Source organism: Flavobacterium lotistagni (assembly GCF_011392125.1).
GTDB classification, from domain to species: domain Bacteria; phylum Bacteroidota; class Bacteroidia; order Flavobacteriales; family Flavobacteriaceae; genus Flavobacterium; species Flavobacterium lotistagni.
This window is the reverse complement of the sequence record NZ_JAAJBU010000004.1, coordinates 148,258-173,764: the sequence shown is the minus strand read 5'-3', so window position 1 is coordinate 173,764 and position 25,507 is coordinate 148,258. Positions and strand designations below refer to the sequence as shown.

Sequence of the window (25,507 nt, the reverse complement as noted above, 5' to 3'; positions counted from 1 at the left end):
CAAGGTAAAAAACCATTAAAAGCTTGCAAACAAAAGCTGCCGCTGCTATCAGGGCTAGGAAACTGCGGTAATACAAAAAGTCGTATTTTTAATGACGCTAAATTCCAACACATGAATCTTCCGTTTCCTATCAATGCCCGAGAGATTGCCCGACGCTACAAACCCGTCGATCCTAAAACCCATAAAGGCATTCAAGGCCATGCGCTGATTATCGGCGGCAGTTACGGAAAAATTGGCGCAGTAGTTTTAGCGTCTAAAGCAGCACTCAAAACCGGTTGCGGATTGGTTTCGGCTTTCATTCCCAAATGCGGCTACGAAATAATGCAAACTTCCCTACCAGAAGCGATGGTAAATGCCGACAAGCATGAAACTCACATCACCGAAATCCATTTCGAAATTCAGCCGCAAGCCATCGGCATCGGTATCGGAATCGGGCAGGAGCCGGCTACGCAAAAAGCTTTGCACGATTTTTTAAAAACCAATTCCCATCCGCTGGTTGTCGATGCTGACGGCTTAAATATTTTATCGGCAAACCCAGACTGGCTTTCATTATTACAACCCGGAACCATCTTAACGCCGCATCCAAAAGAACTCGAAAGGCTTATCGGAGCTTGGTCTAATGAAAACGAAAAATTGCAGAAAACCATCGACTTCTCGATGTTATACAAAGTGATTGTCGTAGTCAAAGGCGCACTTACCAAAATCATCGACGGCGATACTATTTACGAAAACACAACAGGAAACGCAGCGTTAGCCACAGCCGGAAGTGGCGATGTACTCACTGGAATGATTACCAGTTTGCTGGCACAATCATATCCACCGCTAGAGGCAGCCATGTTAGGCGTTTACCTACATGGAAAAACTGCCGACATTGCACTGCCTGAAACCGGTTATCAATCGTTTATTGCTTCAGACATTATCGCTCACATCGGGAAAGCTTACCTCAGTTTAGGAACTATGTAAAAACGATTTGAGCTGGTCGTAGGTTTTAATCTTTACGCTCACTTTTTCTTTGTTGAGCACCGTTTCAATCTGGACTGGAATCGGTAATTCAATCTTCAAAATGGGCTCCACCACATCCAAAAATTTGATCGGATGCGCAGTTTCCAGAAAAACCCCAATCGCATTCGGATGGTTTTGCATTTCTTTCTTTAAACCCAGATAACCCACCACGCCATGTGGTTCGGCAATGTAACCGGTTTTGACGTAAATTGATTTCAAGGTTTCAGTTGTCAATTCATCATCATAAGAAAACGAAGTAAAGTCTTTCTGAAAAGCGTTTAGGTCGTTGTTATACAATTCCTGAATCCGGACAAAATTACTTGGGTTGCCCACATCCATTGCATTGGAAATTGTGGCTTTCGACGGCTTCGGTTCGTACTTTCCAGTGACTAGAAATTGCGGTACAGTGTCGTTCACATTGGTTGCGGCAACAAAATGCTCGATTGGCAAACCTAATTTTTTTGCCATAATGCCGGCGCAAATGTTACCGAAATTCCCACTCGGACAAGAAACAACCAAAGGTTTTCCGAGTGATTTCAATTGCTTGTAGGCAAAGAAGAAATAGAACATCTGAGGCAACCAACGCGCTATGTTGATTGAATTGGCTGAAGTGAGGTTTTTGAAATCTAGGCTTTCATCCAAAAATGCTTTCTTGACCATATCCTGACAATCGTCAAAAACGCCATCCACTTCGAGTGCTTTGATATTTTGTCCGAGCGTAGTTAATTGTCTTTCCTGAATGTCGCTCACTTTTCCCGACGGATACAAAATCACGACATCTACACCGTTCACACCCAAGAAGCCGCTAGCCACTGCGCCACCTGTATCGCCTGAAGTAGCGACCAATACGGTATTTTTCTGCTCAGTTTTTCCTTTGTTGAAATAAGCCAGACAACGCGACATGAAGCGCGCGCCAACATCTTTAAACGCCATTGTTGGGCCGTGATACAATTCGAGTGAATATATGCTATCTTCGACTTTTACCGTCGGAAATTCAAAACACAACGTCTCGTTGATAATCTTTTTCAGTTCCGCTTCAGGAATTTCATCGCCGACAAATTGTTGAATGGCTGAAAAAGCTATTTCCTCGTTACTCAAATTCTCGATGTTTTCAAAAAAATGTGCAGGTAACGCAGTAATGCTTTCAGGAAAATACAATCCTTTATCAGGCGCTAATCCTTGAATGACGGCTCGTTCAAAGGAAACTTTCGGAGCGTTCTGGTTTAAACTGTAGTATTTCATTTTTATTTGCTTTAGGTTTTAGGCAATAAGCTTAAAGCCTACTGCATATTGCTTATAGCTTTAAATTATTTTCACGCCTTCGGAATTGATTTTTGAGACGTGTATTTCAAAAGGAATGGTTGTTTTTTCAAATATAGAACGCATAGATTCTGCTACTTTTTGTGCCGTGTTAAAGCCTTTACTCAACGCAAATATAGATGGCCCAGAACCTGAAATTCCCGAACCTAAAGCGCCATTCTTCACCGCTGCTTCTTTCACTTCATTGAAATTAGGAATAAATGGCCCGCGCAAAGGCTCCACAATCACGTCTTGCAACGAGCGACCAATCAGTTCGTAATCACTGGTATATAAACCAGCAACTAAACCACCCACGTTTCCCCATTGTGTGATGGCACTTTTTAGCGGAATCATTGGGGTTAGAACGGCCCGCATTTCGGAAGTTTTGAGTTCAATCTGCGGATGGACAACCGTGGCGTACAATTCGCTCGGGCTGTCAATTTTAATAATATCAAGCGGGCTAGAACTTCTCACAATTGTGAAACCGCCGCATAGGGCAGGAGCCACATTATCCGCGTGGGCGCTTCCGCTGGCGAGCACTTCTCCTTGCATGGCAAATTCGACCAATTCTTTTCTTGTAAACGGTCTTCCGGCTAATTCATTCATTCCGAAAACCGCCCCGGCAGCGCTCGCAGAACTACTTCCAATACCGCTCCCGGCTTTGATTTTCTTGTAGATTTCAATTTCAAAACCGAAATTGACATTTAGTTTTTTTAGCAAAGCCAAACCCGCAACTCCGGCAACATTTTTCTCAGTTTCTAATGGTAAGTCTGCACCCTCGATTCTGGTAATTCTGATGCCCTTTTGATCCGATTTACGCACAATCATTTTATCGCCTACGCCGTCGAGGCATAAGCCCATAACGTCGAATCCGCAAGATAAGTTGGCGATTGTGGCTGGTGAGAAAAGTTTGATTTGTTTCATAGTTGCTTAGTGCCTTAGTTCCTGAGTGCCTGAGTTTATAAATTCAGTAAAGGAACTTCGCGTTATAAATTTATATTTTATTTGTAAACTATTGTTTCTCGAGTTACCAGGTTTTGCTCAGGCACTAAGGTACTCAGCAACTCAGGCACTTTTTTAAACATTTCCGATTCGAACCACATCCGCAAAAATGCCCGAAGCAGTTACTGCAGCTCCGGCTCCGGCGCCTTTAATCAGCAAAGGCTGGTCAAGATAACGATCGGTGTAGAACTGGACGATATTGTCTTTTCCTTCTAGGTTATAAAACGGGCTGTCTGCCGGAATGAACTGTAAACCAACATTAGCTTTCCCGTTTTCAAACGACGCAACGAATTTTAGGCGGCTGTTCTTTTGTTTGGCTTCGGCTAATAAATTGTCGAAATGGCCGGCGTGCTTGATGAGCGATGTAAAGAAGTCTTCGTTGTTGGTCGTATTCATACATTCTGCCGGAAGGAAAGAGTTGTTTTCGATATCTTCGATTTCCATCTGGTAACCGCTTTCTCGAATTAGAATGAGTATCTTGCGTGCGACATCAACACCACTTAAATCGATCTTCGGATCGGGTTCTGTAAATCCTTGAACGCCTGCTTCTTTTACGACATCATGGAAATTATAAGTTTCGCTGAAATTGTTGAAAATGAAGTTCAAACTTCCCGATAAAACCGCGTTGATCCGGTTCACTTTATCACCCGAAGCAATCAAATGTTTCAACGTATCGATAATTGGTAAACCAGCACCGACATTGGTTTCAAACAAGAACGGAGCGTTGTATTTTCTAGACAGTTGTTTCAAATGGCTGTAATTGTCGTAGGCCGACGAACAAGCGATTTTATTGCAAGTCACCACGGCGATACTTTTCTCTAAATATTGCGCGTAAGTATTGGCAATCTCGGCATTGGCAGTAATATCGACGAAAATACTGTTGCGCAAGTTGAGGGCTTTTACTTTCTCGATAAATACGTCTTTGTTGGCTGCTTCGCCTTGATTTAAAAGTTCTTGCCAATCTTTGAGCGAAATGCCTTCTTCGTCAAAATGCATTTTCCGGGAATTTGAAATCCCGATGACGCGCACATTGATTTTCAAGTTGTCTTTCAAGAACTTCTTTTGTTGGTGGATCTGATCAATGAATTTCTCACCGACATTGCCAACGCCCATTACAAAAAGGTTGAGCTGTTTGGTATTGTCTTCAAAGAAACGTTCATGTAGTGTATTTAATGCCTTTTTCACATCGCGCTCGTTGATGACAACGGAAATATTTCTTTCCGAAGCACCTTGTGCAATGGCTCGGATATTCACGTTATTTTTACCCAAAGTGCTGAACATTTTACCGCTCAAACCTTGATGGTTTTTCATGCTTTCGCCCACGAGTGCTACGATGCACAAATCTTTCTCGACGATACATGGATCGATTTTATTTTGCGCTATTTCAATTTCAAAAGCGCGGTTGATGGCTTTTTGGGCTTTGTCGGCATCGGCGTTTAAAATACCGATACAAATGGAATGTTCTGAGGAAGCCTGCGTAATGAAAATCACGTTGATATTTTCCTGAGACAATACTTCGAACAATCTTTTAGATGATCCGGAAACACCAATCATTCCTGAGCCTTCGAGTGTTAATAGTGCAATTTTATCAATGTGTGAAATCCCTTTAATTGGGTTTTCTTTTCCGCTAATTTCTGAAGTGATTAAGGTCCCGGCTGCTTCAGGCTCAAAAGTGTTTTTAATCAGAATGGGAATATTCTTTTTCAAAACCGGCTGGATTGTTGGCGGATACAATACTTTGGCTCCAAAGTGCGACAACTCCATTGCTTCTTGGTACGAAATGGTTTCAATCGGGCGCGCTTGCTTAACAATTTTCGGGTTGGCTGTAAACATTCCGTTGACATCAGTCCAAATTTCGAGTTGTGAAGAATTGAGTGCTCCGGCTATAATAGCTGCTGTATAATCAGAACCGCCGCGGCCTAGAGTAGTGGCATTGTCATCTTCTGAAGTAGCAATAAAACCGGGCATTACCGTCACGCGATTAGTTGATGACTTAAAGAACTCGGCAATCAACTTATTGGTAACTTCAAAATTTACTGCGGCTTTTCCGAAATGATTGTCGGTCTTAATGAGTTCTCGGCTGTCTTTATAACCGGCGTCTTTCACTTTTTGCTGCATGGCTTTAGCAATAATCTGCGAGGAAAGCAATTCGCCAAAACTTAAAATGGCATCCGAAGTACGGCTCGATAATTCGCCCAAAAGAAAACAACCGTCCAACAGCGTTTTGAGTTGGTTGATGTTAGCATTGACCGCATCGATAACTTCACTTTGCTCGGAAAGCGGAATCAGTTCATCAATCGCGTCTTTGTGTTTTTTCTCGATTTGCGCTACAATTTCCTTGTAACTTTTGTCTTTAGAAGATGCCATAGCTGCCGCCGACACCAGCAAATCGGTGACGCCGCTAAAAGCAGAAACCACTACAACAATGGGTTCTTTCTTTGAAGTTTCGTTGACAATATTCAGGACTAGATTTATATTTTGGGCATTGGCTACTGAAGTTCCGCCAAATTTTAATACGTTCATGGTTGACAATTTTATAATAGATAGCAATAGTTTAACTTTCTCATTCGAGCAAAACAAAAGGATGATATGTGAAATACTTTACCCCAAAGGGGTTGTAGTGGTAGATGTAACAGTCGTAACAACCGTATTTTCGGTCGTTGTATTGAAGTAAAGAAGTGTACTGTTGTAAATCATCTATTAGATATCAAGAATTTCAAATGTAAGTTAATTTGTTGCAGTTAAAAAAGCCGAAAATCATTTTTGCGAATTTTTTATTTTGAAATGTTTTCAATTTCAGAAGTTTAAAAGATGACCGAACAGAATCCGTCAAAAATGGCAAATCCTCAATTATTTCTACAATATTATTAACAACTCTTGCATTTTAACAATGGTTTACTGAATTTTGAATCCTCATAAAACAGCCACATGGAGCACACGCATTACATCACATCCGATGTACTTTCAATAGAACAAATCCAGCAGATTATCAGTCAGAATTTTAAGCTTGCGCTTTCAGAAGAAGCCAAGATTAATATTCAGAAATGCCGCGAATATCTCGACGATAAAATGCAGTCAAACGAAAATCCGATATACGGCATCAACACCGGTTTTGGCTCTTTGTGCAATGTGAAGATTTCCAACGAAAACCTTTCGCAACTACAGGAAAATCTGGTAAAATCACATGCTTGCGGCACCGGCGATTACGTACCGCAGGAAATTGTGAAACTGATGCTGCTGCTGAAAGTGCAATCTTTGAGTTATGGCTATTCAGGTGTTCAGCTCCTTACCGTAGAACGTTTGGTGGATTTTTTCAACAACGACATTTTGCCTGTAGTATACGAACAAGGTTCACTCGGTGCCTCGGGCGATTTGGCTCCATTGGCGCATTTGTGCTTGCCACTTTTGGGCGAAGGCGAATTTTGGCAAAAAGGCCGTAAAGTAAACGCAAAAGAGGTATTGAAGCAATTCGGCTGGGAACCTATCGTATTGCAATCTAAAGAAGGTTTAGCGCTGCTCAACGGAACACAATTCATGAGCGCTTATGGGGTTCATATTCTAATCAAAGCCCTCAAATTCTCTTGGTTGGCCGACTTGATTGCCGCGATTTCCCTAGAAGGTTTTGATGGCCGTAAAGAACCATTCAACGAACTGATCCATTATATCCGTCCGCACAAAGGGCAGATTGTCACCGCCAAGCGAATACTCGAGTTTTTAGAGGGCAGCGAAATTATCGAAAGAGAGAAAATACAGGTGCAAGATCCGTATGCATTCCGATGTATTCCGCAAGTGCATGGCGCTTCAAAAGATGCTTTAGATTATGCGCGCAAAATCTTCAAAACCGAAGTCAATTCCGTTACTGATAACCCCAATATTTTTATCGACAGCGATGTGATTATTTCCGGAGGCAACTTCCACGGACAACCTTTGGCTTTAGCTTTAGATTTTCTAGGCATTGCTTTGGCTGAACTCGGCAGTATTTCTGAAAGACGAACCTATCAACTCATTTCCGGATTGCGCGGTTTGCCCGCTTTTTTGGTAGAGAATCCAGGTTTGAATTCCGGTTTTATGATTCCGCAATATACCGCTGCAAGTATCGCCAGCCAGAACAAACAGTTGGCTACTCCGGCCAGTGTCGATAGCATTGTTTCCTCAAACGGACAAGAAGATCACGTGAGCATGGGCGCCAATGCAGCTACCAAATGCCTGCGCATCATGAACAATCTAGAGCGGATTTTAGCCATTGAACTCATGAATGCCTCGCAAGCCATCGCGTTCAGAAAACCATTGAAATCGAGCGAGTTTATTGAAACGTTTTTAAAATCTTACCGAACTGAAGTGCCGCTGGTCAAGGAAGACCGCATTTTGCATTACGATATTGAAAATTCAGTGACTTTCTTGAACAGTTTCCAACTCGACGAAAGCATTTTCGAATAGTTATTTTTATTAGAAGCTGATCCGGCTATTCGCTATATTTTTTTAAAGTTTTCCGGTTTGCTAAACCAAAAACCTTTAAAAAAGATGCCGCTGCTATCCGGGCTAGGGCTGTAGTGATTAGAAGCCGTTAATTGCTGATATTGCCGAGCGTTTTGCGGTTTTTCCTTTTGTGCCGCGTTTGTCTCAAAACCGGATTTTCTGATATAATACTGATGTTGCCATCAATCTCTAACATCGCCAATTTGACGTCTTTATAATGTTCAACGCCGTGTTCGCGTAGGGCTTCTTCGAGTTCTTCAGAAGTAATGTTTAACTTAGAAACGGTTTTGAAGTATATTTTTCCGTTGTGAATTAAAATCTCAGGTTTGTCATGCACTATTTTTTTAATTAACTCTGACTTTAGCAAAACACGTTTGTAAATCATATTGGTAATAAATAGGGCAGAAGCCGCAACAAGGCCGCTTGACAACGAAGTATCGGTGCCGACCATGGCATTCTGAACCGAGTTGCTGATGAGCAGCACCAGAATAATATCAGCGGTGTTGAGTTGCGAAAGTTCTTTTTTTCCAAAAATCCGTAAGGCAATCACCATAAAGAAATACACAGCGACCGAGCGCAGCATCACCTCAAGATAGGGATGCAATATTGGCAGAGAGGGAATCATGTAGTTTTGCGCAACAACATCGTAGTGTGCATACAAGAATACACTTTATGAAGTTCTTGAATGCCCCAGTCTTTTTCAACCATTTTGGCAATAACTCTCGATTTGTACTGATCGTTCAATGGCAGTAAATTGAGTAGGACACCATATTTGCTTCGGCCCAACACACCGCGGATTTGCTCAATCTTAAAATTCTTATTGATTGTCTGCAGCACTTTTTTGGTAAAGGGCCATTCCCAATCTTTGTCGCTTTGGAACGGGCGATAAATGGCTCGCAACACTTTGATAGGAAAACTAGTCTCGAGCGGATCGTATGAAATGATGATACCGTTTGGTGCTAACTTCTCTTTGAGTTTGGCTACTAAAAGGTCAAAATTTTCGAAATGGTGCAGTACTCCATAAGCGTATATAATATCGAAATTGGTGTCTTTGAATTCCGGCGAGAAAAAGTCGATGGCGACCGCTTTGGCGTTGGGGCAATTCAGGCTTTCGATGCGTTTTTGCAAGCTGGCAATAGCTACGTCACTCAAATCAATACCAATATATTCTTTAGCATTTTCCGCCATGTAGAGCGATAAAGCGTTGCCACGCAAACAACCCAAATCGAGAATTTTTTTCTGACTCATATCGCCGAGCCAGATTTTGTGCTCATCGTAAACGCGGTCTTTGATGTCGAATTTCTTGCGAAAATCACTCAAGGCACCATTGCGAAACTTAGACCAAAGTGAAGAAATGAAATTGGTTTTTCCGTGACTATCGGAATTGTAAAACTCTTTTTGTTTTTTGTTGATTTCTAATATTTCCTCGGTGGTTTTCATAGCTTTGTTTGCGAATTATAGAGCGCAAATATAATGTTTTTTTGTTGTGCACCTCAGCAGATTGTAGCACATTAGCCCTAGCCCGGATGACAGCGGCATCTTTTTGTGGAGCGGTAGCGCAGCAAAAAATACAGCGAACAGCCGGATCAGCTTCTAAAAAAAATCCCCAGATGAAACACCTGAGGATTGAAAACTTAAATAAGAATTATAATTATTTAGCGGGCTTTTCAGCTTTGCGCACCTTAACGTTGAGCTCTTGCGCACCTTCTTCGATATCCATGAAGATTTCGTCGCCGGTAACGATTTTCGAAGTGATGATTTCTTCGGCAAGTGCATCTTCAACATATTTCTGAATCGCTCTTTTCAGTGGTCTTGCGCCGAACTGGCGGTCGAAGCCTTTGTCTGCGATAAACGCACGCGCAGCATCGGAAAGTGTTAAGTGGTAACCCAATTCTGCTACACGGGCGTACAATTTTTTAAGTTCAATTTCGATAATCAAATCAATATCGGCCTTTTCTAGCGCGTTGAACACAATCACATCGTCAATTCTGTTGAGGAATTCTGGTGCAAAAGTTTTCTTCAAGGCATTCTCGATAATACTTTTCGAATTTTCGTCGGCTTGGGCTTGCTTGGCTGCAGTTCCAAAACCAACGCCTTGTCCGAAGTCTTTGAGCTGACGCGCACCGACGTTCGAGGTCATAACCACAATCGTGTTCTTGAAATCGATTTTTCGGCCCAAACTATCCGTTAAGTAACCGTCGTCAAGCACCTGTAAAAGCATGTTGAAAACATCCGGATGCGCTTTTTCAATCTCGTCAAGCAAAACTACACAGTACGGCTTTCTTCTTACTTTTTCAGTGAGTTGCCCGCCTTCTTCGTAGCCAACATAACCCGGAGGCGCTCCGACCAATCTTGATATGGAGAATTTCTCCATGTATTCGCTCATATCAATACGAACTAAAGCGTCTTCAGAATCAAATAATTCTTTGGCTAACACTTTGGCCAACTGGGTTTTTCCAACTCCGGTTTGACCAAGGAAAATGAAAGAGCCAATGGGTTTGTTTGGATCTTTCAATCCGGCGCGGTTTCTTTGAATCGAACGAGCAATCTTTAGTACCGCATCTTTCTGACCAATAACTTTATTTTCAATAAGTTCTGGAAGTTTAGCTAATTTATTGCTTTCCGTTTGCGCGATGCGGTTAACCGGAATTCCGGTCATCATCGATACCACATCGGCCACGTTGTCTTCGGTAACGATAATTCGGTTGCTTTTGGAATCTTCTTCCCATTGTTCTTGGGCGATAGCAAGTTCTTTTTCTATGCGTTTTTCGTCGTCGCGCAGTTTGGCCGCCTCTTCGTATTTCTGCTTCTTGACCACAGAATTTTTGGTTTCACGAACCTCTTCGAGTTGGCGCTCCAGTTCAAGAATTTGTTTCGGAACTTCAATATTGGTAATGTGAACTCTAGAACCGGCTTCGTCTAAAGCATCGATTGCTTTGTCTGGAAGGAAACGCTCCGACATATAACGGTTGGTTAGTTTAACGCAAGCTTCAATGGCTTCTGGCGTGTAGGTTACGTTGTGATGGTCTTCGTATTTGTTTTTGACGTTGTTAAGAATTGTGATAGTTTCTTCTACCGAGGTTGGCTCCACAATAATCTTCTGGAAACGTCTCTCAAGCGCACCGTCTTTTTCAATATATTGACGATACTCATCGAGCGTAGTAGCGCCAATGCATTGTATTTCGCCTCTTGCTAAAGCGGGTTTGAACATATTCGATGCGTCAAGCGAACCTGTCGCGCCGCCAGCACCAACGATAGTATGGATTTCATCAATGAAAAGGATGATGTCATCGTTTTTCTCAAGTTCGTTCATTACGGCTTTCATACGCTCTTCGAACTGGCCTCGATACTTGGTTCCGGCGACAAGGCTTGCTAAATCAAGAGTAACTACTCTTTTATTAAAGAGAATTCTGGATACTTTTTTCTGGGTAATTCTTAAAGCTAATCCTTCTGCTATAGCGGATTTACCAACACCAGGTTCTCCGATTAACAAAGGATTGTTCTTTTTGCGGCGGCTCAAGATTTGTGAAACGCGTTCGATTTCTTTTTCGCGACCGACTACCGGGTCTAGCTTTCCTTCTTCGGCCATTTCAGTTAGATCGCGCCCGAAATTATCCAATACTGGAGTTTTCGATTTTTTGTTAGACTTGTTGGCAGGATTGTTAAAGCTACTTTCCTTTAAGCTGTCATCTTGTCCAGAATCATCGTTGAAAGATTCGTTCTTGGGCAAATTTTCTAAAAAATTATCTTCGTTTGGTGTCATATTAAGGTATTGTTCTTTCGCTACATCATAATCGATTTTCAATTTATTGAGCAGCTTCGTGGTTGGATCGTTTTCGTTTCTTAAGATACACAACAATAGATGTGCTGTGCTGATTGACGTACTCTGAAAAACCTTAGCTTCTAAGAAAGTGGTTTTTAAGGCACGTTCTGCCTGACGGGTCAAGTGCAGGTTTTTCTTTTCGTTATTGACCGCTACATTAGGATTGGCAGGGCTTAAAATCTCTACTTTGCGGCGCAGATGGTCTAGATCTATTGAGAGGTTGTTTAAAATTGTGATGGCTTTTCCGTTCCCGTCCCTCAAAATCCCTAACATGAGATGTTCCGTACCGATAAAGTCATGGCCTAAACGCAAGGCTTCCTCTTTACTGTAGGTAATTACATCTTTGACTCGTGGTGAAAAATTATCATCCATAATTATTGTAGTTTGCTATTGTAAATTTAAAGAATTCAGGCCTGGTTTTCAAAAACTGTTCCTTGTCTATCTACTGTCAGCTAATTGACAAAAAATATTCAGAAAAAAATAGTGCCCTGAAATTAACTTATCAACGGAAAAAAACGTTGATTTTGTTAATAAATAGAGTAAATTTTGTAGTTGTTTTGTATACGAGAAATAGTCGAGAAAGGTTATATTAGCGGGATTTTTTTAACCATATAATTTAAACCAACAAATATGTCTGACGGAGAAAAGTTAATCCCTATCAACATCGAAGATGAAATGAAATCAGCTTACATCGATTATTCGATGTCGGTTATTGTATCTAGAGCGCTTCCCGATGTTAGAGACGGCTTAAAACCTGTGCATCGAAGAGTGCTTTACGGTATGTATGATTTAGGGGTTTTTTCAAACAGGGCCCACAAAAAATCGGCGAGAATCGTCGGTGAAGTACTAGGAAAATACCACCCACACGGAGATACTTCCGTATATGATGCGATGGTCCGTATGGCGCAAGAATGGAGTTTGCGTTATTTGTTAATTGACGGTCAAGGTAACTTTGGTTCTGTTGACGGAGATAGCCCTGCAGCAATGCGTTATACTGAGGCTAGAATGAAGAAAATGTCGGAAGACATTATGGCAGATATTGACAAAGAAACGGTCGATTTCCAACTGAACTTTGACGATACTTTATATGAGCCAAAAGTAATGCCTACGCGTATCCCGAACTTGCTCATCAACGGAGCTTCCGGAATCGCTGTCGGGATGGCGACCAACATGGCTCCGCACAACTTAACAGAAGTGGTCAATGGAACTTTGGCTTATATCGATAATAATGATATCGAAGTCGACGAACTCATCAATCACATTAAAGCGCCGGATTTTCCAACAGGCGGTGTAATTTACGGATACGAAGGCGTCAAAGAAGCCTTCAAAACCGGACGAGGCAGAATTGTCATGCGGGCCAAAGTAAATTTCGAAGAAGTAGAAGGTCGTGAATCGATTGTGGTGAGCGAAATTCCGTACCAAGTGAATAAGGCGGAAATGATCAAAAAAACCGCTGATTTGGTTAACGAGAAAAAAATCGACGGTATCGCCAACATCCGCGATGAATCTGACCGAAACGGAATGCGAATCGTTTACATTCTTAAGCGTGATGCTGTGCCAAATGTTGTCCTCAACACCCTTTATAAATATACACAATTACAATCTTCATTTAGTGTCAACAATATTGCTTTGGTCAACGGCCGTCCGCAGTTGTTGAACCTCAAAGATTTGATTCATTATTTTGTGGAGCACCGCCATGATGTGGTGGTTCGCAGAACGCAATTCGATCTCAGAAAAGCGGAAGAAAGAGCACACATTCTGGAAGGATTGATTATCGCTTCAGATAATATCGATGAAGTAATTGCTATCATTCGTGGCTCTAAAAACACCGATGAAGCCCGGGAAAAATTGATGGAACGTTTCAAGCTTTCAGATATTCAATCTAGAGCGATTGTTGAAATGCGTTTACGTCAGTTAACTGGTTTAGAGCAAGATAAACTCAGGGCTGAATACGAAGATATCATGAAGTTAATCGAAGAGTTGAAAGCCTTATTGGCCAGCAAAGAACTCAGAATGGAACTTATCAAAACCGAACTAATCGAAATCCGAGACAAATATGGAGATGATCGTCGTTCGTCAATTGAATATTCAGGCGGCGATGTGAGTATCGAAGATTTGATTGCCGATGAGAATGTGGTGATTACAGTATCGCACGCTGGTTATATTAAGAGAACAAATCTCACCGAATACAAAACCCAAAACCGCGGAGGCGTAGGCCAAAAAAGTGCCGGAACCCGTGACCAAGATTTCCTAGAGCACATGTTTGTGGCGACAAACCACCAATATATGATGTTCTTCACCCAGAAAGGAAAATGTTTCTGGATGCGCGTTTACGAAATCCCGGAAGGCAGTAAAACCGCTAAGGGTAGAGCGTTACAGAACTTAATCAATATCGAGAGCGACGACAAAGTGAAGGCTTTCATATGCACCCAAGATTTGAAAGACCAAGACTATATCAAAACCCACAACTTGGTCATGGTAACCAAGAAAGGGCAAGTCAAGAAAACTTCGCTTGAGAAATATTCTAAACCGCGCGTGAATGGTGTTGCTGCTATTACCATCCGTGAAGGAGACGAACTATTGGGCGCACAATTAACCAACGGTCAAAGCCAAATTATTATGGCCGTTAAATCAGGTAAACTGGTTCGTTTTGAAGAAACCAAAACCCGTCCGATGGGAAGAACCGCTTCCGGAGTACGCGGAATTACCTTAAAAGACGAGTCTGACGAAGTCATCGGAATGGTAACCGTGAACGACATGAACAGCGAAATTCTTGTGGTAGCCGAAAATGGTTACGGAAAACGTTCAAGTCTAGACGATTATAGAATCACTAATCGTGGTGGTAAAGGTGTCAAAACCCTTAACATTACTGAGAAAACTGGAAAATTGATTGCCATTAATGTAGTAACTGACAATGATGATTTGATGATTATCAACAAATCAGGTTTAACCATTCGCATGGCGGTAGAAGATTTACGTGTGATGGGTCGCGCTACTCAAGGAGTGAAACTAATCAACATTAAAGGTAATGATTCGATTGCTGCAGTGGCCAAAGTCATGAAAGATGAAGCCGAAGAAGAACCAATCATTGGCGAAGACGGTGAAATCATTCCTGCAGAAACCATTGAAAGGGTAAAACCGGTCTTGGAAGTGTTGGAAGACGATGGTGCCGAAGATGATGATGAGGACGACGATGATGGAATCATTGATGATGAAGACGATGCAGACGATTCAGACGAAGACAACGACGAATAAATAATTTAAAATAATTTCAATGAAAAGTAAATATGTATTACTCGCATCAGCCTTATTGGTTTCGGTAAGCAATTTTGCTCAAAAAGACCAAATCAAAGCCGCTGAGAAATCACTAAAAAATGGAAATTCAGCCGAAGCTGTAGCTACTTTAAAACAAGCTGAATCTACCATTGGATCTGCTTCAGACGCAGAAAAAGCCCAGTATTATTTTGTTAAAGGAAATGCACATGCGGATTTGGCCAACAAAAAAATGGATGCGGGAAAAAACTTTCCTGAGGCTGCCAAAGCTTATCAGGAAGTATTAAGCGTAGAAAAAAAATCTGGTAAGTCAAAGTATTCTGATGATGCTAAAACAGCTTTAACAGACATGAAAAACAAACTTATCAACGCTGCTGTAGACGCCGGTAATGCGAAAAACTACAAAGAGGCTTCTGGTTTATTGTACCAAGCTTATGAAGTAGACAAAACTGATGTCGAAAAGTTGTATTACGCTGCCAATTATGCGGTCAATGCACAAGACTTTGATCAGGCTTTAACGTGGTATGACGAATTGAAAAAGTTGAACTATTCGGGCGAAGGCACCAGTTACTATGCAAAAAATGCCGTAAATGACCAAGAAGAATTCTTTGGATCTAACGCAGCGGCAAAAACAGACCGCGACACTAAGGTGCGTTTGAAACTGTACACCAATCCGAGAGATGAGAAAGTGCCTTCGAAAAGAGGGGAAATCTATAAAAACGTAGCCTTGATTTTAGTTCAACAAGGTAAAACCGAACAAGCTAAAAAAGCTTTAGCCGAAGCAAGAGAAGCCAATCCAGACGACACATCTATTGCTTTAACCGAAGCAAATGTTTATTTGGAATTGAACGATTTCGCAACCTACAAAAAGTTAGTTACTGAAGTATTAGCGAAAAGCCCGAACGATGCAGATTTAGTTTATAATTTGGGTGTAATTGCTTCAAAAACAGATGCGGTAGAAGCAGAAAAATATTACAAAAGAGCCATCGAAATCAAGCCAGATTATACCAATGCTTATTTAAATTTAGCGATTCTGAAACTAGATGCCGACAAAAAAATCATCGACGAGATGAACAAACTCGGAAATTCAGAGAAAGACAACAAGCGTTACGAAGTGCTTAAAAAACAACGAAGCGATATGTTCAATTCCGCTTTGCCATACTTAGAGAAAGCTTATGAACTTGACCCTAAAAATGAAGAGGTTGGAACTACATTATTAAATGTTTATGGTGCCTTGGAAATGACCGACAAGAAAAAAGCGCTCAAAGCCAAAATGGGCAAATAATTTCTTCATTCATTTCAAAATAAAAAGCCTGTCTGATAGATTTTAGACAGGCTTTTTTTATAGCGTTAATTAACTGCAATTATTTATTGACGATTACTTTAAAAGTTTTATCGTTAATTCTGATAAAATACATTCCGTTACGCACGCCATCGGTTTCAACCAAACCAATCGTTGTGCCTTGTGTCATGACTTTAGATTGAATGATTTTTCCGGTGATATCTATCAAATCTACTTTAAAATCTTCATGAGTTGTGGGCATTTGAAGCACTACAAAATCAGCAGCCGGATTCGGATAAATGCGATAATCGTTTACCGAAAAGGCATTACTAGTTAAAGTAAGATTACACAAATCTGAAACGGTATTTTGATTCTCCAGAATAGCACCTGAATTCATTTGATGCTCGGCAAAACCGGCAAAATTACTCGGATAAAAACTACAGCGAAAAACAGAATTCTGAGTCGGCGTATTGTTTTGTAAAATTACACCAGAAACATTCACCGGATTAACGTATTTCCACAACAAGTTTCCCATCGGGTCGACTTCAGTAAAAATTCCGGCTGGTCCATTGCACAAAAGTACATTTCCGTTGGCGAGCATTTGAGTGCCCGAAATATTCATCGCATAATAATCATTCGGATTGCCCTGATTGTAAGTCCAAGTTGGGGCTGAAGGCAAATAAGGAATCGTACTATCATATTGGTACCCATTAACTGGCGGATCAATAATTTCGACCGTAGAATAGTTGCCTCCGGGCCGCGCTAAACCGTTATTAAAAACCATAATCTGATTTTCAAATGGAAGCCCACTTTTTATCCATTGCGCATTGTGCTGACCAAAAAACTGGGCAGGTTCGGTTTGGTTATAAGTAGCCGGATTGCCCCAACGATACAAAAAATCACCGCCTTTTCCTGAATTTCCTCCATTATGAGTTGCCGCTTGAACCGTCGTCGTACTGTGATCGATAATCCAGATTTCATCTAAGTTATGACTGCTCAACAATATCTGGTCTAGTTCCGGATTGTAGTCGATCGAATTTAAATGAATCCAATCTGAATTCGTGGCACTTGCACCATAATTAATATTCAACAACTGAGGATTGGAAGCCACCGAATTGTAATTGGGTTTGCTCGCATCAAAATCCTGCACCAAGTGATCGGTAAGATGCCATTCCCAAACAATATTGGCCGAATTACTGCCAACCGGCTGGATTTCAATAATTTTTTCACTCCATAAAACGCTCGGAACCAGCGCCGGATTTCGTCCTAAAGCAATGGCGCTGGTGTTGGTAATTTTTTCCCAAGAAATGACTAAAATGTTTCCGTTGGGCAATGCTTTTGCATCGTGGTGCTGGCATTGGTTAGTGTCTGAAATAGAATAGCTCCAGATGACATTTCCGTTCCAATCTATTTTTTCAATAATACCGCCTTTTCCGCCGGCATTAAAGGTATTGTTATTGGCATTTCCGGTTCTGAGTAAATGGCCATCTTCCAATAAATAAACCGCTTGTCCGGGTTTATAACTGCTATTCCAAGATTTGACCAGTCGACCGCATTTGTCAATCAGGTATGTCGTATTAGACGTATTCGGAGCGAAAAGCACATAGCCATCGTCAAGCGTGCCGGTTTCATGCGTCAGTAAACCAACCGTCTGGGATTGCATCGACAGTGCACAGAGAAAAGCAATAGCGGTTATTTTTTTCATTATTTATCGATGATGACCTTAAACGATTTGTTGTTGATTCGAATGAAGTAAATTCCGTTATAAACGGTATCGGTCTCAAAAACACACAACGTACTGCCCTGAGCAATGGTCTTGGACTGCACAATTTTTCCGGTGATATCGACTAAATCCACGGTTAAATCTTGAGCAGTCATCGGCATTTGCACCGCCACAAAATCAGTCGCTGGGTTTGGCGCAACAATAATCTTTGCAGCATCAATATCAAAATTTGAAGCCGCTAAAGTCGAATCATAAGTAGTAGTTCCGGCCGGAATTGTGGTAACCGTAGTGGTCGTTACATTGCCATAGAAAGTAGGCCCAACCACATAAGGATAAGCCGAATTATGATTGACATCAACCGTAGCAAAATAGCAGTAAATTCCTTCCGGATATTCCGGAGTAATACAAAAACGGCCGTTATGCATATCCAAATAAGTCGGATCACCAGGATGCGCAACATACTCGTAATCTTCTCTGAAATAGCCGTTGAAATAAGTAGCATTAACCGCCGGACCGTTGGCTCTAGTAGTTTGACTTTTGAGCTGATAACTCGATTTCATTCTGGTAATGGCTCCGGTTCCATCGGTATTGGTGTAAGCATAGGCTCCGTATATCGGAAAACCGTCATAAGCAAAACCCAATAAAGGCGAATGTACGCTCGGATTAATTACATACAAACCATCGGAAGGATATGTGTCGCATACATTAGAAATCACATTCAAATCTAAACTGAAAGCGCTGGGGTTTTGATGGTGGTGGTAATTGCCCATTGCTGGATGCGCTTTAGCACAATCAAAACCGGCTTTTTCTGCCAAAACAGCATCGCGATTCCAAGCTTGGGACGAACCCGGACCGCCCGGACATGGCGGATTTCCCGGACCGCCGCACAACGCATTGGTATTATTGTTCCAGGCCACACCATCGCGATAATCGAACAAAGCCACACCGTTGATAAAAATACCGATATTGCCTCCTGTAGTTGCTGTTGGCGTGCCAGTATTCTGCGTCGGAGTCAATGATACTTTGAAAATCTTATTCTGCGCTGTAGCCAGTGAAGGATTTCCATCTTGAAATGGCCCGGTGATATAAGCCGGAATTCCCGTAGCCGAAACATAAGCATGCGTGCTATTGTACTTCACCGATTGCACATTAGCTTGAACTGCGTCGATAATAGGAGTAGGGTTACCAGCCACGTAATGACGACCTGTGATTCCGGTGGTGTTTTGCAACCATTTGGTAATTGCCGGATTAGTTTGAGCCACAACCACTGAACCGATTCCGAGTGCGAGAATTAGAGAAAGCTTTTTCATAGTTTAATTTTTTACGATTTTCAAAGTGTTGTTTTTGTTGACTACAAGCATATAAACTCCTTTTGAGTACGAGCTCAAGTCGAGTGCGATTTGGTTTTGGCCAGAATATTCGTTGGTAAAAAGCAACTGCCCTTGTAAATTGTATAGTTCCAATTTTTCGATGGGATACTTGTTCTGCAGATTTAAACTTCCGTTGGTCGGATTGGGAAATACCGATAAGTTTTTCTTGAATTCAGCCGAAGATACCGATAGCAATTCGTTATTGACATTGAACGTAGGCGATTGAATCACAAAACTTCCAGTGCCGTTGGGAACTCTGGCATAACCCATATTGGCAGTTTGTGCGCCAAAATCAACGGTTTCAATGATGGTTCCGTTAGCATAAGACAGAATCACGCTTTCGCCCGAAGCAGATAATTTAAAATTCGCATGAATTCCGGCTTGTGTTCCATCTTCATCAGCCCAAAGGGTTAAATAACCATGCGGTTCAATAGTTAAACCAGCAGGAAATTGCCATTTCACCAAGTTCGTGTTAGTGTCGGTCATGAATAAATTATCAAGACTCAACGTAGTATCTGTATTGTTGTAGAGTTCGATCCAGTCTTCATACTCACCATCTTGATCGGTAACGGTTTCGGTGTTTTGCGCCATGATTTCATTGACTACCAAATCGCCCGGATTAATCGTCGGATAACTGGCATACAAAGTATAGAATTCATGCTCGGCACGTTCGGGTGAGAATCTTCCCACGTTGTTGTTCTCAGCATAAATGTAATATTGCATGAAAGCGTTCGATACGTTCATTGCTACTCCAAAAATCAAATCTCCGGCTGCACCATCACCGTGCAAACCATCGTCATACATTTGAATTTTGGTAAACGGAAGCCTTTTGTCTGAACGATAGCCCAAAAACACACCATTGCTGTTGGCATCCGTAACATTTGCTGTTATGAAAACATCGTTATTAATCAACGGATTTTCTACCGCCGGAGCTACTGTAGAAATCGTCGGTCGCGTATTAGTAAAGTCAGTTTGTGACAATAAATAAGTGGTTCTACCGCTCATTAGGTTAGTGATTCCGGGCGCAGCATTCATTCCGCCAGTCATATCGGTAGTTAAATTACTCTGGAACTGAGCATAAGTATATTGTTTGTTCGGATCGGCCTGAACTGCAGCATCAATCACGTTTTGATAGGATTGTGCAGTGGTCAAATAACTGTTGTTGGCAAAATTTTCTTCCAAAATGGTACGAATATGCGCCAAGTACATTCTTTTATATTTCGGAACTGCCATCAATTTTTGCATTAGCGGCCAAGCGGCATCACCAGAATGCAGCAAGTGTGTCATTTGCTTTTTGGCAGTAGTAGTGTTTAATGCAATGGTTCCGGTTTGAGTAAAAACGCCGAACGACATATTCAAATCCCAAACAATGGCATTGAATCGGCCGTTGTCATCTTTATATAAATAGTAATTCTGTTTAAAAGTTCCTATATAACTGTCAAGGTTCACCAAAACATTATCAAAAGCTAGCATCCACAGTGCACGGTCTACATCAAGTATCGATTCGATATTGCTAATGTCGTTGGCAAGCGTATTGGTCAAGGCAATCAAATCTTCCCATCCGGCATCTGAATTCATCTCATAAGCTGCTTGATAACTCGTCGAATTGGTTCCCAAATAAGCAAGGTTTGGATATGAAGAACTGCCAGGCCCGGCACCGCCAATCGGATTGCACTTAAAAAAAGCATTATTGTTCGAATAGAAATGTTCGTCTACAAACTTTTTAGAAATGGATTCCGAACTTACATACAAACCTATCAGAGTTCCATTGACATATACATTGGCATAATTGCTCAGTGGCGCATGCATATATTGGCGCAAAATTGAGTAGGAAAGCGGCTCACGCAAAAAAGTAGGGTCGAAATAAACGTTGCTGAGTTTGATATCGGTATAACCCTGATAATCTTGATCTTGATAGGTATCGAGTTCGATATGGAATGGATTCTTGACACGGTTAGCATTGTAAGTACTATTGCCTTTGTATTTTACCCCGACATTGTTGAAAACAGTACCGTTGATGGTAACCGATTGTGCCGGAATATATTCTTCTGTTGAAGCAGCTTGGGCATCGAGAAGCGCATCCCAATTGCTTTGGGCAAAAACAATCCGGATGTCTTGGATGGTATTGATGTCGTAAAGTGATTGCGAAAATCCGTTGCAACCAATCAAGGCCAACAACAGCGTTAAATAACATTTTCTCATAAGAAGGAATTGGGTTAATAGTTCGGTTATAGACGATAGTTTTTTGGTATTCATGCGCTTGAAAAATTATTTCGGATAGGAAAATCTAGGATTGTACAAAAATTCGGTATCTGTCAAGGTTTTCATAAAGGCCACTAAATCGGTTCGATCATTATCTGACAAATGCATTGGTTCACTCAGTTCTTTGGGAATACCTTTCGTTTTTTGAATCGAATTGTAATGTTTGACTACTTCGGTCAAAGTTTTGAAGCGGCCGTCATGCATATAAGGAAAAGTAAATTGAATGTTGCGCAAGGTAGGCACTTTGAACCGCAGCGAATCTTCTGTCCGATTGGTGATTTTCATTCGCCCGAAATCGTTCAAGGTGGCATCGACAGCCAAGCCATTATTCTCAAATTTGCCGCTGGAAAATAAAGGTTCAGTATGACAAGACGCACAATTTTTTCTGAACAAAGCATAACCTTTTTGCTCGCTTGGGTTGAAACTTTCCTGGTGCCGCATCACTTTATCATACTTCGAATTGGATGATTTCAGCATCAACATAAATTGCGTCAAAGCTTTCAAAGTCAGTTGCCCGGTGATTTTTGATGTTCCGAAAGCAGCTTCGAACATTCGCGGATATTTCTCGGTTTTTTGAAGTTTGGCGACCACGTGTTCTAAAGTTTCGTCCATTTCTACCGGGTTCGTAATAGGATTTAACGGTTGTACTTCGAGATGGTTCGCACCGCCGTCCCAAAGGAAATCTTTCGTCCAAGCTAAATTGATTAACGCCAAAGAATTCCGCGTGCCGATTTTACCTTCAATGCCGTGGCTCAATTCATGATCAACGTGCGTGAAACCGGTAGCTTGCATATGGCAACTCGCGCAAGAAATCGTGCTATCACGAGATATAATTGGGTCGTAGAACAAATGCCTTCCGAGCTGAAAACCTTCTTCAGTGAGTGGATTTTTAGAAAAATCGTATGCAGGTTCGGGCCAATCTTTTGGAACTTCTAAATAAAGCGGCGTAGTTTTTTTATAGGCGAATGCAGCGCAAATCAATAGCGTAAAACTAACAAGAACTATATTTCGGGCTAACATTTTCATTCGACTGAAAACATTTTCGTACTGATATCTGCCAGTTGTATTCCTCGCTTTCCCGGAATCATGACGCTGTTGACTTCGGCCAGTGGAACTTCGTCGAAAAATGCAGCTAAGTCTATCGAAACCTCAATAACGTTGCTTTTCTTCGGGTTGAACGTCAAAGTTCTGAGGGCATTATTGGGTTCTAAGTAACCGCCGATGTGAAACTGAAATTGGTTTTTACGGGTTTTGCAACTCGGGCTTTGGCCTTCAATTTTCATATTGATGTAACCGCTTTGCCAAGCCCAATACATGCCTTTGGTTGGGTCGAGATCACCGGAAAGAGCGCCTGAAACACTCGCAAGACTATCCACACCAATAGAAAAAACCACAGCTTTGACTCTTTTTTTTGAATTTGGAATCAAGCTAATTTTTTGGGTAGCGGGCATTTCCAAATCTACCAAATGGCTTTCTTTAATTTGGGCTGTCGAGTTGTCTGCAAATAAAAGCTGAATGTCTGAAACATAAAACCGAAACGTATTGATTTTTAGCGAATCCTTTTGCTTCGATACGAATTCTTGTCCAATAACCAGCGGCGTTTCGTTGAACTTAAAATGAAAGTCGAGCGCCAACGAATCTTGGGATTGCGCGTGAATTATTTGCAGCGTAAAAAAGCAAATGCAACCGATAAAAACAAACCGTTTAATCATGTCTTGGTCTTGGCGGTTTAGAAAATAATTGTGCCAACTCTTCGGTCAGTTCGTTATAATACTGCAATTGCTCCGGCTCGCAAATGCTTTGAATGTCTTGAAAATGCTTGAAATGAATTGCTTCAATTTGCATTTGGTATTCGGCTATGGCACTAATTAAACTGTCTCGGGTTTTTAGGTCGGCTTGCTTTTGGAGTAATTGACTGTAAAGCAGCTTCTTGGTTTGTATAATTTTCACATCGAGTGCATCAATATGGTTTCGGTGCCAACGGATCAGTTTTTCGTATTGCGCTTGTTGTTGGGTGTTAAAATGCAGTTGCTCGATGATACGCATTTTCGGCCCGCCGTGAGGATGCCTTGGGCCTTTTTTTAAAGTAAGTGCCAGTGTCGCTAAATTGATAATCAGTAGCAATACCACCGCAAATGTGAGCAGTTTGGTCTTATTCATTTTCAGTAAAGTTGATTCGATTTCGAGAGTTGGCTGGCCATGATTTCGGTCGCCGATTTTTGTTTACTGGATTTGAAATAAACCAGTTTCACGTTGAGCGCTACCAATAACAGCAAACTTGCAGCAGCCACCCAAACCCAACGCATCGGGATTTTATCTTCAAGGCGTTCTAAAATTTGACCAAACAATTGGGCATTGGGAATGGCGGTTTGCTTTCCGTTGGTGCTTTCGAGTACTTGGTTGATCCAGGTTTCTTTTTCCATAAGCCTATAGACGACGTTAATTTTTATTTCTTGCGATAGTTTTCAAACATGATCGATAATTTTTCTTTGAGTGCGGTTTTGGCCCTGAAAATCAGCGATTCTACCGAGGAAACGCTGAGCTGCATGACTTCGGCAATTTCAGGGTTCGACAAACCATCAATCTTTGAAAGGATAAAGGCAGTTTTTTGATTTTCTGAAAGCTTGTTGATGGCGGCGTAAAGTTGGGCTGCTTTCTCTTGGTTTTCGAGCAGAATTCCCGGATGTTCGAAGTTGGAACTGTTCAGGTATTCGGTTTCGCTCTGGCTTTTGCGACCGAAAATAAAGAACCGCTTTTGGCTGTTTTTGTGTTTGATAAAATCTAGACATTTGTTGATGGTGATGCGATACAGCCAAGTTTTGAGCGAAGATTGCGCCTTGAAACTTTCGAGTGCATGGTAGGCTTGAACGAAAACATCTTGGGTGATTTCTTCAGCGTCTTCGATGTTCTGCAAATAATGCAACGCCAAATTGTAAACCATGATATGGTGCTGATTGTAAAGCTGTTGAAAATCTGGCTCGTGCGGAATCATGCTGCAAATTAACATTTTTTGCAAAATAGCTGCGGTTTAAAAAACCTAATTGGCTTGGCGAATGTTTTTATAGAACACAAATAGTAGTATATTTGGCAGTCCGAAAATAGCCCTGATCGCAGCGGCAGCTTTTGTTGGCATGGCTCAAGTTGTTCTCAAAGCTTTAGTGTTTAAGCCAACAAAACTATAGCGTAGAGCAGGATTAGCTTCTAAAAATCATAAACCAAAGAATCAAAATATGAAATTACTCGAAGGAAAAGTAGTCATCATTACCGGAGCCAGTCGTGGTATCGGGAAAGGAATTGCAGAAGTATTTGCCCAACATGGCGCCAACATTGCGTTCACTTACAGCTCGTCTGCTGAATCTGCCTTAGCATTGGAAAACCAATTGAACGCCACCGGGATCAAAGCCAAAGGTTATCAATCAGACGCTTCTGATTTCAATCAGGCACAAGCTTTTGTAGATGCGGTTCTGGCAGAATTTGGAACTGTTGACGTACTGATTAACAACGCCGGAATTACCAAAGACAACCTGTTGATGCGGATGTCTGAAGAAGATTTCGATAAAGTCATCGAAGTGAATTTGAAATCGGTGTTCAACATGACCAAAGCCATTCAGAAAACAATGCTGAAAAACCGCGCCGGATCAATCATCAACATGAGTTCGGTAGTAGGAGTGAAGGGCAACGCCGGGCAAACCAATTATGCTGCGTCAAAGGCCGGAGTCATCGGATTTACGAAATCTGTTGCTTTGGAATTGGGTTCGAGAAATATCCGTTGCAACGCGATTGCTCCAGGTTTTATCGAAACCGAAATGACGGCCAAACTCAACGAAGATGTGGTGCAAGGCTGGAGAGATTCTATTCCACTCAAACGCGGCGGAACTACTGAAGATGTAGCGAATGCTTGTTTGTTTTTCGCTTCAGACATGAGTGCTTACGTAACGGGCCAAGTCTTGAACGTAGATGGTGGAATGTTGACCTAAATAAGTTGATTTCTCATC

At 41.6% G+C, this 25,507-nt stretch carries 19 protein-coding genes and 1 pseudogene; 5 read left to right on the top strand and 15 right to left on the bottom strand.

The genetic code is table 11. The annotated features are described in order from the left end of the window. Positions 1-111 precede the first annotated feature (111 nt). Complete coding sequence (locus tag G4D82_RS06775) at positions 112-963, top strand: NAD(P)H-hydrate dehydratase (RefSeq protein ID WP_166335892.1); 852 nt, start codon at positions 112-114, stop codon at positions 961-963. On the opposite strand, the gene thrC is transcribed toward G4D82_RS06775, so the two are convergent. From thrC to thrA, 3 genes are all read right to left on the bottom strand, one after another. Further along, positions 949-2,244, bottom strand: a complete 1,296-nt coding sequence (gene thrC, locus G4D82_RS06770) for a threonine synthase (protein WP_166335890.1) — start codon at positions 2,242-2,244, stop codon at positions 949-951. The two genes, G4D82_RS06775 and thrC, sit on opposite strands and share 15 nt — an antisense overlap. A 60-nt stretch (positions 2,245-2,304) precedes the next feature. Next, the gene (locus tag G4D82_RS06765) at positions 2,305-3,225 is read right to left on the bottom strand and encodes a homoserine kinase (protein WP_166335888.1); all 921 of its coding nucleotides are present in this window, start codon (positions 3,223-3,225) and stop codon (positions 2,305-2,307) included. A gap of 153 nt (positions 3,226-3,378) precedes the next feature. Next, positions 3,379-5,826 (bottom strand): bifunctional aspartate kinase/homoserine dehydrogenase I, encoded by a 2,448-nt coding sequence (gene thrA, locus G4D82_RS06760; protein ID WP_166335886.1) that lies wholly within the window; start codon positions 5,824-5,826, stop codon positions 3,379-3,381. 405 nt (positions 5,827-6,231) lie between these two features. On the opposite strand from thrA, the gene hutH reads away from it, so the two are divergent. Then, entirely contained in the window at positions 6,232-7,740 is a 1,509-nt protein-coding gene (gene hutH, locus G4D82_RS06755; protein WP_166335884.1) for a histidine ammonia-lyase, read from the top strand. 127 nt (positions 7,741-7,867) lie between these two features. Here hutH and G4D82_RS06750 read toward each other — a convergent pair whose 3' ends face one another. The 3 genes from G4D82_RS06750 to G4D82_RS06740 all read right to left on the bottom strand — a co-directional run bounded on the left by G4D82_RS06750 (position 7,868) and on the right by G4D82_RS06740 (position 11,974). Next, positions 7,868-8,404: a DUF421 domain-containing protein gene (locus G4D82_RS06750; RefSeq protein WP_235924317.1), complete on the bottom strand. Its 537-nt coding sequence runs from the start codon at positions 8,402-8,404 to the stop codon at positions 7,868-7,870. Next, positions 8,401-9,219: a class I SAM-dependent methyltransferase gene (locus G4D82_RS06745; RefSeq protein WP_166335882.1), complete on the bottom strand. Its 819-nt coding sequence runs from the start codon at positions 9,217-9,219 to the stop codon at positions 8,401-8,403. The genes G4D82_RS06750 and G4D82_RS06745 overlap by 4 nt, the downstream gene beginning before the upstream one ends. 211 nt (positions 9,220-9,430) lie before the next feature. Then, a complete protein-coding gene (locus G4D82_RS06740; RefSeq protein ID WP_166335880.1) occupies positions 9,431-11,974 on the bottom strand; it encodes an ATP-dependent Clp protease ATP-binding subunit in 2,544 nt (847 codons plus the stop codon). 258 nt (positions 11,975-12,232) lie between these two features. Here G4D82_RS06740 and gyrA point away from each other — a divergent pair, with 258 nt between their 5' ends. Both gyrA and G4D82_RS06730 read left to right on the top strand, forming a co-directional pair. Beyond that, the gene (gyrA, locus tag G4D82_RS06735; RefSeq protein WP_166335878.1) at positions 12,233-14,857 is read left to right on the top strand and encodes a DNA gyrase subunit A; all 2,625 of its coding nucleotides are present in this window, start codon (positions 12,233-12,235) and stop codon (positions 14,855-14,857) included. Positions 14,858-14,876: 19 nt separating this feature from the next. After that, positions 14,877-16,160: a tetratricopeptide repeat protein gene (locus G4D82_RS06730; RefSeq protein ID WP_166335876.1), complete on the top strand. Its 1,284-nt coding sequence runs from the start codon at positions 14,877-14,879 to the stop codon at positions 16,158-16,160. 79 nt (positions 16,161-16,239) lie between these two features. Here G4D82_RS06730 and G4D82_RS14565 read toward each other — a convergent pair whose 3' ends face one another. The 9 genes and pseudogenes from G4D82_RS14565 to G4D82_RS06690 all read right to left on the bottom strand — a co-directional run bounded on the left by G4D82_RS14565 (position 16,240) and on the right by G4D82_RS06690 (position 24,504). After that, positions 16,240-16,554 (bottom strand): T9SS type A sorting domain-containing protein, encoded by a 315-nt coding sequence (locus G4D82_RS14565; protein WP_394352286.1) that lies wholly within the window; start codon positions 16,552-16,554, stop codon positions 16,240-16,242. Positions 16,555-16,674: 120 nt separating this feature from the next. After that, a pseudogene (locus G4D82_RS06725) lies at positions 16,675-17,820 on the bottom strand (aryl-sulfate sulfotransferase); the annotation flags it as partial. Positions 17,821-17,861: 41 nt separating this feature from the next. Then, positions 17,862-19,190, bottom strand: coding sequence for a YHYH protein (locus G4D82_RS06720; RefSeq protein ID WP_166335872.1), 1,329 nt, complete (start codon positions 19,188-19,190; stop codon positions 17,862-17,864). Positions 19,191-19,193: 3 nt separating this feature from the next. Continuing rightward, on the bottom strand, positions 19,194-21,452 hold the full coding sequence (locus tag G4D82_RS06715) for a CotH kinase family protein (protein WP_166335870.1): 2,259 nt from the start codon (positions 21,450-21,452) through the stop codon (positions 19,194-19,196). A gap of 66 nt (positions 21,453-21,518) precedes the next feature. Continuing rightward, positions 21,519-22,538, bottom strand: a complete 1,020-nt coding sequence (locus tag G4D82_RS06710) for a cytochrome-c peroxidase (RefSeq protein ID WP_166335868.1) — start codon at positions 22,536-22,538, stop codon at positions 21,519-21,521. Beyond that, positions 22,535-23,224, bottom strand: a complete 690-nt coding sequence (locus G4D82_RS06705; protein ID WP_166335866.1) for an MbnP family protein — start codon at positions 23,222-23,224, stop codon at positions 22,535-22,537. Before G4D82_RS06705 ends, G4D82_RS06710 begins: the two co-directional genes overlap by 4 nt. Further along, on the bottom strand, positions 23,217-23,672 hold the full coding sequence (locus G4D82_RS06700; RefSeq protein WP_166335864.1) for a hypothetical protein: 456 nt from the start codon (positions 23,670-23,672) through the stop codon (positions 23,217-23,219). The genes G4D82_RS06705 and G4D82_RS06700 overlap by 8 nt, the downstream gene beginning before the upstream one ends. Before the next feature lie 2 nt (positions 23,673-23,674). After that, the gene (locus G4D82_RS06695; protein WP_166335862.1) at positions 23,675-23,935 is read right to left on the bottom strand and encodes a hypothetical protein; all 261 of its coding nucleotides are present in this window, start codon (positions 23,933-23,935) and stop codon (positions 23,675-23,677) included. Positions 23,936-23,958: 23 nt separating this feature from the next. Continuing rightward, the gene (locus tag G4D82_RS06690; RefSeq protein ID WP_166335860.1) at positions 23,959-24,504 is read right to left on the bottom strand and encodes an RNA polymerase sigma factor; all 546 of its coding nucleotides are present in this window, start codon (positions 24,502-24,504) and stop codon (positions 23,959-23,961) included. A gap of 238 nt (positions 24,505-24,742) precedes the next feature. Between G4D82_RS06690 and fabG the strand changes: the two genes are divergently transcribed. Beyond that, positions 24,743-25,489, top strand: coding sequence for a 3-oxoacyl-[acyl-carrier-protein] reductase (fabG, locus tag G4D82_RS06685; RefSeq protein WP_166335858.1), 747 nt, complete (start codon positions 24,743-24,745; stop codon positions 25,487-25,489). The last annotated feature ends 18 nt before the right edge of the window (positions 25,490-25,507 follow it).